This is a genomic window from Gorillibacterium terrae, from assembly GCF_051594785.1.
Classification (GTDB): Bacteria; Bacillota; Bacilli; order Paenibacillales; family NBRC-103111; genus Gorillibacterium.
Genome location: NZ_JBPPGI010000004.1, coordinates 254,593 through 269,010 on the forward strand (window position 1 = coordinate 254,593; position 14,418 = coordinate 269,010).

At 61.1% G+C, this 14,418-nt stretch carries 7 protein-coding genes; all 7 read left to right on the top strand.

The window, feature by feature from the left end; genetic code table 11:
• Nucleotides 1-109: 109 nt before the first annotated feature.
• The 7 genes from ACSEXS_RS16250 to ACSEXS_RS16280 all read left to right on the top strand — a co-directional run bounded on the left by ACSEXS_RS16250 (nucleotide 110) and on the right by ACSEXS_RS16280 (nucleotide 14,287).
• Entirely contained in the window at nucleotides 110-1,744 is a 1,635-nt protein-coding gene (locus ACSEXS_RS16250) for a response regulator transcription factor (RefSeq protein ID WP_438434287.1), read from the top strand.
• A 13-nt stretch (nucleotides 1,745-1,757) separates the two neighbouring features.
• The gene (locus ACSEXS_RS16255; RefSeq protein ID WP_438434288.1) at nucleotides 1,758-3,629 is read left to right on the top strand and encodes a cache domain-containing sensor histidine kinase; all 1,872 of its coding nucleotides are present in this window, start codon (nucleotides 1,758-1,760) and stop codon (nucleotides 3,627-3,629) included.
• Nucleotides 3,630-3,701: 72 nt separating this feature from the next.
• A complete protein-coding gene (locus tag ACSEXS_RS16260) occupies nucleotides 3,702-4,676 on the top strand; it encodes an ABC transporter permease (protein WP_438434289.1) in 975 nt (324 codons plus the stop codon).
• 16 nt (nucleotides 4,677-4,692) lie between these two features.
• Nucleotides 4,693-5,565, top strand: a complete 873-nt coding sequence (locus ACSEXS_RS16265) for a carbohydrate ABC transporter permease (protein ID WP_438434290.1) — start codon at nucleotides 4,693-4,695, stop codon at nucleotides 5,563-5,565.
• A gap of 122 nt (nucleotides 5,566-5,687) precedes the next feature.
• Nucleotides 5,688-7,238, top strand: coding sequence for an extracellular solute-binding protein (locus tag ACSEXS_RS16270; RefSeq protein ID WP_438434291.1), 1,551 nt, complete (start codon nucleotides 5,688-5,690; stop codon nucleotides 7,236-7,238).
• Nucleotides 7,239-7,343: 105 nt separating this feature from the next.
• Nucleotides 7,344-8,708, top strand: coding sequence for an FAD-dependent oxidoreductase (locus ACSEXS_RS16275; protein ID WP_438434292.1), 1,365 nt, complete (start codon nucleotides 7,344-7,346; stop codon nucleotides 8,706-8,708).
• Nucleotides 8,709-8,890: 182 nt separating this feature from the next.
• A complete protein-coding gene (locus ACSEXS_RS16280; RefSeq protein WP_438434293.1) occupies nucleotides 8,891-14,287 on the top strand; it encodes an S-layer homology domain-containing protein in 5,397 nt (1,798 codons plus the stop codon).
• The last annotated feature ends 131 nt before the right edge of the window (nucleotides 14,288-14,418 follow it).

A 14,418-nucleotide genomic window follows, 5' to 3' on the forward strand; every position in this document is an offset into this window, starting at 1 on the left:
AAAAAAGTCTTGGAAGCCCTGCCCTGCCCGTTCCATAATGGAAGGGGAAACCGGCGAAGGGGCTCCAAGGCTTTTTTGTCGTTTCCTTACAGAAGGGAGTGGTTCTTGCATGAAAACTCTGGTGATTGTCGACGACGAACCGTCCGTCCTGAACGGCCTTACCCGATTCGTGGACTGGCCGTCGCTCGGCATCGAGCTCGCGGGCACGGCCGATGACGGCGACACGGGACTCGCCCTTATCCTGGATCGTAGGCCCGACATCGTGCTGACCGACGTGAAGATGCCCAAGCTGGACGGAACGGAGATGGCCGTCCGGCTGCGCAGCCAGCTTCCCTCCGCCAAGATCGTCTTCATCAGCGGACACAACGACACGGATTACCTCAAATCGGCACTGCAGGTGCAGGCCGTCGATTATATCTTCAAGCCGATCAGCCGCCGGGAACTGACGGAGGTGCTGAACAAGGTGGTCGCCGAGCTGGACGCCGAGGAGCGCGAGCGGGAGCTGGTGAACGAGATGCAGGTGAAGCTGACGCAGAGCATGCCGCTCCTGCGCGAAAAATTCCTGCTGTCCGCCATTACCGAGGGCGTCCAGGTAGCCCGATCCGAGGAAAGGCTGGCGTTCCTGGAGTTATCCTTTCTTCAGGCCGAGAGGTACCTCGTGCTGGTGGTGCTGCTCGACGACCTGGCCGACACGATGGAGCCCCGCTCGGAGCGGGACAAGCAGCTGCTGTCCTATGCCGTGCTCAATATCATTCAGGAGCTGATTCACCGCGAGACAAAGGGCATCGCCTTCGAGAAGGCGCTCGGCGAATACGTGGCCATCCTGACCGTCCGGGGAGGGGACGAGGAGGCGGAAGACGAAGCGTCGACCGAGAACGGGCTGCTCGCCCTGGCCGAAGCCATCCGCGGCAACCTCGGCCGCTGGCTGAAGCTGAGCGTCACCATCGGCGTCGGCGAGGAAACGGGCCGGCTCGCGGAGCTGCCGCTGTCGTACAAGCAGGCGAGGGAAGCGGCCAGCCAGAAGTGGTACCTCGGCAAGAACCGGATTCTCACCGTGGACAGCATGGAGGTGGCCGACAGCAGCCGTTTCCGGTTGGAAGCGGATACGGAGGAGGCGGTGCTGTCGCTGCTTCGCGCAGGCGACGCGGACGGCCTGCAGGCCCTGCTTGCCGGCATCTTCGAGCGCCTGGCGCACAACCGCTCTCCCGGCTTCGCCTACGAACGCAACGCCGCCCTGCATCTGGTGCTGCTCTCCGGCCGCGTGCTGCTGGAGGGAAACCTGTTGACCGAGGAATGGGAACAGCGGGAGCTTGCAGTGTGGGAGCGGGCGCTCAAGCAGGAGACGCTGCTGGATTTGCAGCGCCTGACCGAAGCCTACCTGCTGGAGCTGTGCGCGGCCGTGGGCCAGAAGCGCCGGGGCCGGGCGGGCAATGTGATCGAGCGGATCGAACGCCTCATCGGCGAACGCTACCGGGAAAACCTGACGGCGGCGGAGATCGCGGCCGGGGTCTACCTCAGCCCGACGTATGTCAGCCTGCTGTTCAAGCAGGAGACGGGAGAGACGCTGTTCGAGTACCTGACCAAGGTGCGGATCGAGCGGGCAAAGGAGCTGCTGCTCGACCCGCAGACGAAGTTTTACGAGGTCAGCGAAGCGGTGGGCTATTCCGATCCGAGCCATTTCAGCAAGGTGTTTAAGAAGATGACCGGACTGACGCCGAGCGCCTTCCGGGACCGCCAGATTTAGGAGGCTAACGCCCATGCCCAAACTGCCCGCCGCGTTCCGCCGAATGAAAGCCTTGCTGCTTGATCTCGCCCAGGGGCTGTTCGCCGCCAAGAACTGGATCATCGCTTACGTGCTCCTGATCTTCGTGCCGGCGACCGTGTTTCTGTTCTCGTACTACCAGCGCTCCTCGAACATTCTTGAGGAAGAGGTCACCGCTTCGATGCAGCAGACCGTCAAGCAGGCCTCGCTCAACCTGTCCTACAAGCTGGAGCATATCCGCGACACGTCCAATTCCGTGTTCATGAACCAGACGCTGTACAAGAATCTGGTCAAGCAGGAGCAGGTGGTGGCCCAGCTCGATCAGTTGGCCAATCTGCGCAATTTGGCCGAGACGGCCAAAGCCAACACCGATATCTACCGGGTCCGGTTCTTCGTCGATCCATCGCGTCTCTACGCACGGGATAACATCAACGTCTTTCCCTTCGATACGCTCGAAGCCTACTCCTGGTACCCGGAGGTCAAGGCTGCGAACGGGATGATCGTCTGGACGGGCGTCTACAAGCAGACCTATACGGACAGCGGCGAACAGAGCATCTTCTCCGCAGTCCGGCTGCTGCGTAACCCGCAGCGGTTCGACGAGCAGGTCGGCGTTCTCGCGGTGGACGTTCCCGAGCAGGTGCTCGGCACCATTCTCGGCGAGATGCGGTTTTCTTCCCGCTATGCCCCGTTCCTGCTGGATGCGTCGGGACGCGTGGTGTACCGGTCCGCCGCGCCGGAGGAGGCCGGCGATGTCCGCACCGAGCCGCCGTCCGAAGCCCTCGCGGCCGTCGGCCGGTCGCCGGAGGGCATCGCCGCCTTTGGAGACGGCGAGACCCGCGGCTACGCCATCTTCGCCTCCGTCGGAACCACCGGCTGGAAGCTGGTCGCCCCGGTTTCCAAATCCGAGCTGTCCCACCGCTCCGCTTCGCAGGGACAAGCGGCGGGAATCGCCACGATCATCGGCATGACCGTGCTGTATCTGCTGCTCGCGTTCCTGTTGTTGACCTTCACGGTGCAGGGGATGAAGAAGCGGGTGCAGACGATCATCGGCACGATCCGGCTGGAGGGGGTGGAGTGGCTGGAGGAGCGGCGTCCCGTGCCCCCCGGCGACTTTCGCCTGCTGGAGCGCAGCGTCGACCGCCTCGTCCGCCGGGTCAACGGCCTGATGGAGGAGTCCTACAAAGCCAAGGTTCAAGAGCGCGAAGCGCAGCTGCGCGCCCTCCAGGCCCAGATCAATCCGCATTTCCTCTACAACGCGCTCGATATGATCAATTGGTCGGCCATCGCCCACGGGGCGGAGGACACCAGCCAGATGATCGAGGCGCTCGCCCGGTATTTCCGTCTCAGCCTGAGCAAGGGGCAGGATACGGTCGGCATCGCCGAAGAGCTGGAGCTGGCCCGGGTGTATCTCGATATCCAACAGAACCGGTTTCCCTCTACCTTTGCCTACGAGATTCAAGAAGGGCCGGAGCTGAACGGCTACCGCATTCCGAAGCTGACGCTCCAGCCGCTGGTGGAGAATGCGCTCCTTCACGGCATCCGCAAATCTCCCGCCAAGCAGGGGACGATCCGCATCCGGGCGTGGCTGGATGAAGACGGCATCCGGCTCACGGTCGCGGACGACGGGACGGGGATGGACCCGGAATTCGCCCGGCGGCTGCTCACCGAGCCGCGTCCGGACCTGCGCACGGACGGCTCGGGAACCTCTTACGGCCTCTATAACGTGAACGAGCGGATTCGCTTTTTCTGCGGCGACGGCTACGGCCTGTCCATCGAGACCGCGCCGGGAACCGGCACGACGATTACGGTCCATCTGAAAGCAATTCCGATGGATGGCGAAGAAGCAGTAGCGAGAGACCAGAAATAGTAGGTTTACCCTCTACAGGCGTCCCGGGGAGCTTTCGTATAATGAGGCCATAAGCAACGGAGGTGTGCCTCGATGAATGCGGAAGTGCAAGTCCTGACGGAAAGCGGCGTCGGCCCGGTCGGCCGAAAACGCGCGAGAAAGCGCGAGGGCAGGTGGAGGTTCGCGTGGCGAAACCGCGATTACTACCTGCTCCTGATCCCCGGTCTGCTCTTTCTGTTGTTGTTCAAATACGCCCCGATGTACGGCATCGTGATCGCGTTCCAGGATTTCAATATTTTTGACGGAATCAAAGACAGCCCGTGGGTGGGGCTGGAGCATTTTCAAAAGCTCCTGCACTCGGAGGAATTCGCCGCCGTCTTCACCAACACGCTGCTGATCAGCGTCTATAAAATCGTCATCCTCTTTCCGATCCCGATCTTCCTCGCCCTGATCCTGAACGAGGTTCGCCTGATGGTCTTCAAGCGAACGATTCAGACGATCGTCTATCTGCCCCATTTTCTCTCGTGGGTGATCATCTCCGGCCTCTTTGTCACTATCCTGTCTCCCTCGGGCGGGCTGGTCAACCATCTGATCGAGGCCATCGGCGGCAAGCCGGTCAACTTCTTCATGAGCAACGACTACTTCCGCAGTCTGGTCGTCTTCACCGCCGGCTGGAAGGAGGTCGGCTGGAACGCCATCGTCTTCATCGCCGCCATCGCCGGGATCGAGCAGGAACAGTACGAAGCGGCGGCAATCGACGGAGCGGGCCGCATCCGCCGGATGATTCACATCACCCTGCCGGGCATTCTGCCCACGATCGCCCTCATGTTCATCCTGCGGCTCGGCTCGGTGCTGGATGCCGGGACGGAGCAGATTCTCACCATGTACAATCCGATCGTCTACAAGACCGGCGACGTCATCGGTACCTATGTCTACCGGGTCGGCCTCGGCAAGATGGATTACAGCTTCAGTACCGCCGTCGGCCTGTTCAACTCGGTGGTCGGGTTCATCCTCGTCGTCGCCGGCAACTTCGTCAGCCGCAAGCTGCTGAACCGCGGGATCTGGTAAAAGGAGGCCTCTCAACATGAAACGAACCGCAGGCGACTGGCTGCTGGATACGTTCGCTTACGTCTTTCTCATTGCAATCAGCCTGATGATGCTGCTGCCCATCCTGAATGTCTTCTCGAAGGCGGTCAGCGAGGAATGGGCGATCGTCTCCGGCAAGGTCGGGATTTTCCCCGTCGGCTTTCAGCTCGACACGCTGCGCGAGGTCGTCACCTCGTCCACATTCAGCCATGCGTTCCTCTTGTCCGTAGGCATTACCGTCGTCGGAACCGTGCTGTCGATTCTTTTTACCGCGGTTACGGCCTATCCGCTGTCCAAGCGGTTTCTTCCCGGAATTTCCTTCGTGATGGTGCTGTTCGTCTTCACCATGCTGTTCAGCGGCGGGCTGATTCCCAATTACCTGCTGATGCGCCAGCTCCATCTCATCAATAATCTGTGGGTGCTCGTTCTGCCCGGCCTCATCGGGGTCTTCAATCTGCTCGTCATCAAAAGCTACTACGAGAGCTTGCCGGAAGCGCTGGAGGAGTCGGCGCGCATCGACGGCGCGAAGACCTACACCATCCTGTTCCGCATCATCCTGCCGCTTTCCCTGCCGGTGATCGCGACCATTGCCCTGTTCTACGCCGTCGGCTACTGGAACGATTATTTCGGTCCGATGATCTACATCAACGAATCGACCAAACAGACCCTCCAGCTCTATCTGCAAAGTGTGGTCATGGAGGCCGACACGTCCACGGCGCTCAACAAGAGCGCAGAGGATATGATGAACATGTCGCCGGAGGGCATCCGTTCCGCAACCGTCATCGCGTCTACCGTCCCGATTCTGATCGTCTATCCTTTTCTGCAAAAGTACTTCATCAAAGGCGTTCTGATCGGCTCGGTCAAGGGCTGACCGGTCCGGTCTCCACCAGCAGTCTCTTCTTCCCGATGAACACGCTACCGCGGAGCGTTTCATACATCCGTTTTGCAGGCAAGATCACCACTGCATAGAACATGACATGAGGGGGATATCAAATGGCAATTGCGAACAAGAAATGGCTGACCTCGGCGCTGTGCGTCGGTCTGGCGGTATCCGTAAGCGCTTGCGGTTCATCGAAGAACGCTTCTCCGTCCGCCGATCCGTCGGCGTCTGCGGGAACGTCCGCCGCTCCGACCAAGGCCGCGAGCGAAGCCAAGCCACAGCTTCACGCGCTGAACATTTGGATGAACGAGGATTACAACACGTATCCGGTCGCCAAGCTGATCGAGGAGAAGACGGGGTACAAGGTCAAATACGACATGCTTCCCCAAGACAAAGTGAACGACAAGCTCAACCTGCTGATGTCTTCCGGCGAATCCTACGACCTCGTGACGATCAATGCCGACCGTTCCCTCTACGGCGATTATGCCAAGAAGGGCGCCCTGATCGACCTTGGACCGCTCATCGACCAATACGGTCCCAATATCAAGGCCAAGCTATCGCAGGAATCCTTGGACGCCCTGAAGATCGACGGCAAAATCTACGGCATCGGCAACCGCTCTTCGGCGTTCGCCAGCTACGGCCTGATGATCCGGACCGACTGGCTGGAGAAGGTCGGCTTGCAGGCGCCGACCACGGTCGAGGAATTCACGGCGGTTCTGAAAGCGTTCAAAGACAAAGACCCGGGCGGCAACGGCGACAAGGGCGCTCCCTTCACCATCACCGGCGAAAGCCCCATGGTGGCCAACCTCACCGGCGCCTTCAACCTGGCGAACTACTGGACGGACGTGGACGGCAAGCTGGTGCCGCCGCCGCTGAATCCCGGGTTCGAGGGCTACCTGACCTACATGTCCGGTCTGTACAAGGACGGCCTGCTGGATAAGGAATTTGCCGTCAACAAGGACGCGACGATGAAGGAGAAGTTCACCAGCGGCAAGATCGGCGTCGCCCCGATGGCCTGGTGGGACATTCCGACGGTGACCGACGCGCTGCAGAAGAATTTCCCCGATGCCAAGATCGCCTTCCTGCCGGCCCTGAAGGGACCGGACGGCAAGCAGGGACTCGGGATGAGCGCCGGTTTTGACCGAATTTCCTTCATCCCTAAATCTTCGGAGCATCCGGAAGACACGATCAAATGGATCAACGCCAAGCTCGAAGACAATCTGTTCAAGGAGATCGCCATCGGCGAAGAAGGCAAGCACTACACCGTCAAAGACGGCTCCTACAGCCCGATTCTCCCGGCGTTCAACGATGAACGCAACCAGGCCAACAACTACCTGACCGGCATCGACGAGAAGAATTACCCGACGTACTGGCAGGCCCGCGTGAAGAAGGACATGCGCTTGTTCGAAGGCTTCAATTACCTGAACAACGTGCTTCCGGCCGAAGCGCGCGTGCTCGATCCGACTTCGCTCGCTCCGTCTATGCCGATCAATTCCAAGAACGCGGCGTCCATGAACCAGATGCTCAACGATTACCTGGTCAAGGTCTTCGTCGGCGAAGAAAAGGTCTCCGGCTTGTCGGATTTCGTGAAGAAGTTCAATGCCGCCGGCGGTCAGGAGAATTATGACGAGATGAACGCCTGGTATACCACGGCGAACAAGTAAGGCAGTTTCCGTCCAATCGAAACGGTTGAAATGCGCTCCCCGGGAAGGTACGGCTTTCGTCCCCGCCCGGGGAGTTGATTACGGAAAGCGAGGGATGAAAGGCGCATGAGCAAGTACACCATGAAAAGCAAAGAAATTCCCTTCCACGATTCGTATGAGGTCATTGTCGTCGGCGGAGGACCTGCGGGCTGTACCGCCGCAGCCGCCGCGGCGCGCGAGGGAGCCCGGACCCTGTTGATCGAAGCCACCGGCAGCCTGGGAGGGATGGGGACGAACGGTCTTGTTCCGGCGTGGTGTCCCTTTTCGGACAAGGAGAAGATCATCTACCAGGGTCTGGCGCAGAAGGTATTCGATTCGCTGAAGGCCGTCATGCCCCATGTCCGCAAGGAGCAGGTGGACTGGGTGCCGATCGATCCGGAGAAGCTGAGGCGGATCTACGACGATCTGGTCACGGAGGCTGGAGCGGAGGTCCTCTTCCAGACGATGCTGGCGGGAGTGGAAACCGACGGGAACGGCGGAGTCGAAGCGCTGCTCGTCCTCAACAAAGGCGGCTTGCAGGCCTATCGGGCCGACGTCTATGTGGACTGCACGGGCGACGGCGACGTGGCCGCCTGGGCGGGAGCGGACTATCAGATGGGCGACGCGGCGACCGGCGATCTGCAGCCGGCCACGCATTGCTTCGTGCTCGGCAATGTCGACGAGTACGCGTACTTGAACGGGCCCAATCTGCACGGGGAAAATCCGGACAGCCCGATCTTCGGGGTGCTGGCCTCCGGCCGGTATCCGCTGATTCCGGATTCTCACCTGTGCAACAACCTGATCGCGCCGCGCGCGGTCGGCTTCAACGCCGGCCATCTGTGGAAGGTCGACAACACGGATGCCCACTCCCTCTCCAAGGCGCTGATTCAGGGCAGGAAGATGGCCGAGCAGTACCGCGAAGCGCTGGCGGAAGCCCGGCCGGCGGCGTTCGGGGCTTCGTATGTGGCGAGCACCGGCACGCTGATGGGTACGCGCGAGTCCCGGCGGATCATCGGCGACTACGTCCTGACGGTCGAAGACTACGTCGAGCGCCGCAGCTTCGCCGATGAAATCTGCCGCAACAGCTATTTCATCGACGTGCACGGCACGGAGGAGATGGAGAAGCACTCCGACCGCGCAACGCTGCACATCAAGCATTACGGGCCGGGCGAATCGCACGGCATCCCGTACCGCTGCCTCACGCCCCGCTCGCTGCGCAACCTGCTCGTCGCCGGTCGCTCGGTATCGTGCGAGCGGCGGGTGCTCGGCAGCGTGCGGGTGATGCCGGTCTGCCTTGCCATGGGCGAGGCGGCGGGTCTCGCCGCAGCGCTCGCAGCCAAGCTGCCGGGCGGCGATGTCCACGCCGTCGACGTCCAGCTCCTGCGCCGCCGCTTGAAGGAAGAGGGCGGCTACCTGCCCGATGTCGAGCAGGCGGAGCCGGCCGGGCGGTAACAGCCGGGCGATACCGGCGGCGTTATCCGCGGAGCGAAGGAAGAGTCCGGATTTGCCGAAGAGGTCCGGACTCTGCTTTTCCATCTTTATGTAACCGCTTTCCCTATTGAAATTTGCCGAGACTGCCTCATCGCCTTTGCCAGAGATTCCAGAAAGCGACTTCCGTAGAAAAGAGGGATGGTATGGGTAAAGCAAATCGCATCTGTTCGAAAGCCGCCATGGGGTTCCTTGCGGCTTGCACGCTCTTGTTCGGCTTACCGCTTCAGTCTGCCGCTGTTCATGCGGAGGATTTGCCCCTGCCGTCGTCCGGCAATTCCGTCTCGCAGGACCCCTATGAATGGAGCCCGGTCGCCATCGGCGGAGGCGGCTACGTGACCGGGATCGTAGCGCATCCGAAGGAACAAAATCTGGTTTATATCCGGACGGACGTCGGCGGCCTGTACCGCTGGAACGAAGCGGACAAGAGCTGGCGGCAATTGATCGGCTTTGCCGACCGCAGCCAGGTCAACCTGTACGGCGTGGACAGCATCGCCATTGACCCGAACAACCCCGATCTTCTGTATGCGGCTCTGGGCAAGTACGATTACTATTCGCCGAGCGATATCTACAAATCGGCCGATAGAGGGGAAACCTGGACCCGGACCGGACTCCTGGCAGAAGGCAAGGACGTGCCGATGTATGCCAATGGCGCGGGCAAAACGGCCGAGCGCTTGTCGGTGGACCCCAATGACAGCAACGTCGTATATTACGGCTCTCACACCAAGGGGCTGTTTCGCAGCGAAACTGCGGCAGACGGCGGCTGGACCAAGGTAGATTCCTTCAGCGCCTATACAAGCGACAACTCGAAGAACGGCGTCACCTTCGTGCTGTTCGATCCGGCTTCGGGCGGCAAGGGACAGCGAAGCCAAGTGCTGTACGCAGGCGCCTACAATTCGGGGATCTATGTCAGCCGGGATGCCGGGGGTACCTGGAGCCTGCTGCCGAACAGCCCGGCCAAGCCGAACCGGGCGCTGCTCGGACCGAATGGCGACCTGTATGTGGCGCACAGCCTGGGGCTGGCCCGTTATGACGGGAAGACATGGACCGACCTCACTCCTTCCGGGGAGAAGGGAAAGAACTTCGGTTCGGTCACGATCGATCCGCAGAACCCGCAAATCCTGATGACGGCCCGAAAGCTGAGCGAGCACAACAACCCCATCTACCGGTCAATCGACGGAGGAGCCACTTGGACGAAGGTGAATTATACGCGCGACATTAAGACCAAATGGATGCCGGATTGGCATTGGTCGTCCGATACGTCCGCGGTGCTCATCGATCCGTTCGATTCCAACCGGGTATGGATGACCGATTGGTACTATGCCTGGAGGACGGACGACATCACGGCTTCTCCCTCCGTGTGGACGAACGACGCCGTCGGCCTGGAGACGACCGTCAATGTCGCCAATCTGACCAGCCCGCCGGGAGGAGAGGTCCTTCTCCACAGCGGAGTCGCCGATGTCGGCGGCTTCGACCATCGCTCCTTGACGGAGTTTCCCGCCTCCTCGTATTTTGCAGGCTCGGGAGGTTTGAATCTTCTCACGACGACCGGCGTCGATGTCTCGGAGAATAACCCCGATCATGTCGTGCGAGTCGGAACCTACGGGTGGAACGGGGACGGCCGTCCCGATCCCGGGAACGGCGGGATTTCGCTGGACGGGGGCCAGACGTATAAGCCGTTCGCGACCCTGCCGTACCCCGCTGCCCAAGGCGGAAAGGTGGCGGTGTCGGCTTCGAACCCGAATAATATTGTCTGGATGCCGCAGCGAAGCGACGTATACGTGACGATGGATGCCGGCAAGAGCTGGCAGCGAAGCGCCGGAGCTCCGGCCGGGCTATTGACCGGCACGGATATTTTCGGAAACTACTATCAGCCTATAGCCTCGGATAAAGTGAATGGCAGCTTCTTCTATCTCTATGACAAGACAGGTCAATTCTACAAGAGCGTGAATGGCGGAATCTCATGGAAAGCGGCCGGCGCCCTGCCGCAGCAATCGACCGCCTGGCACACGGTGGAAGCCGCGCCGGGAATCATGGGTGAGGTCTGGGTCGGCTTGAATGAACAAGGGCTCTACCGCTCCGGCGATGCCGGCGAATCGTTCGTCAAAGTGGCGGGAGTGGAGACGGCTTTTCTGTTCAGCTTCGGCAAGAGCGCTCCGGGCCGGCTCAATCCCTCCGTGTTCGTCTACGGCAAAGTAAAGGGATATGCCAAAGAGGCGATTTTCCGATCCGACGATATGGGAGAAACCTGGGTGAAGGCGAGCGTGGATGAGCCGTTTCCCGGTAACGATCCCAATGCGATGACCGGCGATCGGCAGGTTCATGGCCGGGTCTATGTGGGGACCAACGGAAGCGGGCTGCTCTACGGAGCGCGGACCGAGCCGGTCGCCCCGCCCGTTTACACGGAAACCGAGCCGCCGTCCGTTCCCGAAGGGCTGAGGGCAACGGCCTCCCGGAAAACCTCGATTGACCTCGCCTGGAATCCTTCTGTTGATACCGGAGGCTCCGGGATTAAAGGCTACCGAATTTCGACCGGCGATGGCCGGGTCCTCGCCGACACCTATGGCACAGCCTACAGCGTATCCGGTCTGGAGGCGGAGAGCGCGTATGCCTTCAAGGTGCAGGCGATCGATTACGCCGGCAATCTTTCGGAAGCCAGCGCTCCGCTGTCGGCAGCCACCGGAGAGGCCGTGGACACGAATCCGCCCGCGACACCGACCGGGCTCCGCGCGGTTCAGTCCACCGTCGTTCGCATCGACCTCGCCTGGGACGCCGGGCTCGACGCGGATCTGCTCGGGTTCACCCTTTACCGCGGGTCGACTCCCGATTTCGTTCCGTCCGAGAGCAACCGGATCGCTCAAGAGCTGCCGTCGCCCCGTTACACGGACAAGACCGGCATAGAGCCGGAGCATACTTACTATTACAAGGTGCAGGCGGTCGACATTCAGCGGCAGGTGTCCGGGTTTACGGATGCGCTGGCCGTAAGGACTCCGGCGGACGAGCGCGTCGATCTTATCGTCGACAATCTGGACGCCGGCTTTCAATCGGAGAGCCCCTGGTCGGTTAGCAGTTATTCGGCTTCGCGCTTTGGCTCCAATTATTTTCACGATGCCAATACTCCCAACCGTTGGGCGAAATGGACTCCCTACATCACCGTCCCGGGGGAATACAACGTCTATATGCTCTGGAACGCCGTAGGGGACCGGGGACATGATCTGCCGCTTGAGATCGCTTATGACGGAGGAGTCGATACAACGAAGAAAATCACCCAACAGTACAACGACAACCGATGGGTGCTGATCGGAACCTATCGCTTCCAGCCGGGGTCTGGCGGTTACGTCAAAATGACGACGAATGGAACCGGTTTCGCCATTGCCGATGCGGTGAAGTTCTCGCTTGCCTCGGCGGACCCGTTCGGAGCTACCCACGACAAGGAGAATCCCGGTACGGGCACCGCGCCGGTCATCCGGCTGGATCAGCCGTCCGGAACCGTCACGGATTCCGTCTACCGGGTATCCGGACGGACGAAGGCAGGGGTTCTGCTGAACCTTGCCTTGAACGGCGAAGAGTTCGCCACCCCCTACAAGCAGGCTTATGTCAATGCTTTCGAAGTGCTGCTGCCGCTTAAAGAAGGAGCCAATACGTTGACGGTGGAGGCGGTCGACCGAAACGGCTTGAAGTCCTCGGCCTCCTTGTCTCTGCAACGCGAAAAGCCGGAGACGCCGGTAACCGGAATCGAGATCGATGCGAAGGAAGCGCCCAAGCCGGTCAAAGTCGGAGACCGCTTCCCGTTGTCCGCTTCCGTCTTGCCCGCGAATGCGACGAACCGGAACCTCGTCTTCACGTCCAGCCATCCCGAGGTCGCGACCGTTACGGACGCGGTCTATCATCCGGAGGACGGTCGGACGAGCGTGTGGGTGACAGCGGTAGGAGCCGGAGAGACCGACATTGAGGCCCGCAGCTCGGAAGGAGGCTTCCTTGCGGTCTACGGAGTCACGGTGGAGGCGGGTGATCCATCGAACCCCGGCAATCCCGGCAATCCCGATGAATCGGCTCCGGGAGAGGTCGAGAACGTTCGGGCCATTGCCGAAGACGGCGCTTTGACCTTGACCTGGACGGATCCGACTGCTCCCGATTTGGCCACGATTCGAATCGTGGAAGAAGGAGGTTCTGTCGCGGATGCGGTGTATGCCGCCCCGGGCGAACAGCGCTACCGGATCGCCGGGCTGATGAATGGGAAGGCCTATTCGTACCGCATTGCGGCCTTTGATGCGGCCGGGAACGGTTCGAAGGGCGTAATGGTATCCGGAACACCGGTGGCTTCTCCGGTTGTGCCGAATCCGTTCCCCGTCATTCTCCCTCCCCAAGCGGAGTCGATTAAAGACGGGGTCTTGACGGTCAAGGCCGTCCTCTCCGCCAATGGGACCGCTGAGCTTGTGCTCCAGGCAGATGAGGTAGAGAAGGCGGCTGCGCAGGCGGCCGCTCTTGACGGGGTGCTGACGATTGCCGTGTCCGCTCCCGAGGCCTGGAAGGCATTGAGCGTGGAGCTGCCCGTCGGCATTTTGAAGGGAAGCTCCATGGATGCGATCAAAACCATGAAGGTAGATACGGGAGGCACTGCCGTGTCGACAAGCGCTTCGCTGCTTCATCGGAGCGAGGGATTGCCGCGGAAGGCGACGTTGACTATCGGCAAGGCAGAGCCGACGGAAGGGTCCGCCAAGCTTCCGGGACAGGCGGAAGCGCTGAGGGTGTTTGACCTTGCCTGGAGCGCGGACGGCGCCCCCATTGCCGCATTTGGCAGCTCCCAGGTAAATGTCGAGCTGGCGGTGCCTCTTGCCTCCGGACAAGAAGCGCATAAGGTGGTCGTCTACCGTCTGGATGAACCGGAAGGCGCTCGAATGGTCGCGGGCAGCAGGTATGAGTTGTCGGCGGCGAAAGTCCGGTTCGAGCCAGCTCACCCCGGCCGCTATGCCATCGCCTATCGGGAGCTTTCCTTCTCCGATCTCGGCAAATTCGCTTGGGCGAAGGAGAGCATCGAAGCCCTCTTGGTCCGGGATGTCGTCCGCGGAACCGGTTTGGGCCGCTTCCAACCGGGCGAGCCGATCACCCGCGCCGAATTCGTTTCCATGCTGGCGAATGCTTACGGGCTCATCGATCCGAAGGCCGTCACGAGCTTCGGGGATGTGGATGCAGGCAGCTGGTACTATGCCGCCGTCGCCTCCGCCGAGCAAAGCGGTCTCGTGCTCGGTAAGACGGACGGCAGCTTCGGAGCGGAGGAAGCGATCACCCGCCAGGATGTGGCGGTGCTGACCGCTCGGCTGCTTGACCGAATGGAAGGGCCAGCCGTCGAGGCGGCGAGCGACAGCTCCGATTCCGCCTTTGCCGATTGGGCTTCCATCCGGCCATATGCGCTCGACGCCGTTCTCAAGCTTCAGCGATTGGGCCTCGTTCAGGGGCTGCCCGATGGGCGGTTCGCTCCGCTCTCTCCGACCACCCGAGCGGAAGCGGCAGTCCTGCTGTATCGTCTGCTTGTACACTTCTAAACTCGTTTGCCCGATTTGCGGCCTTGGTCCTGAATGGCAGGGACTGAGGCCGTTTCTTTTCGCTCGCGCAGGTGAAATGTCATTCCAATCACGGTCGATCCCGGATCAAAGGCGAACGCTTCGGTTCTTCA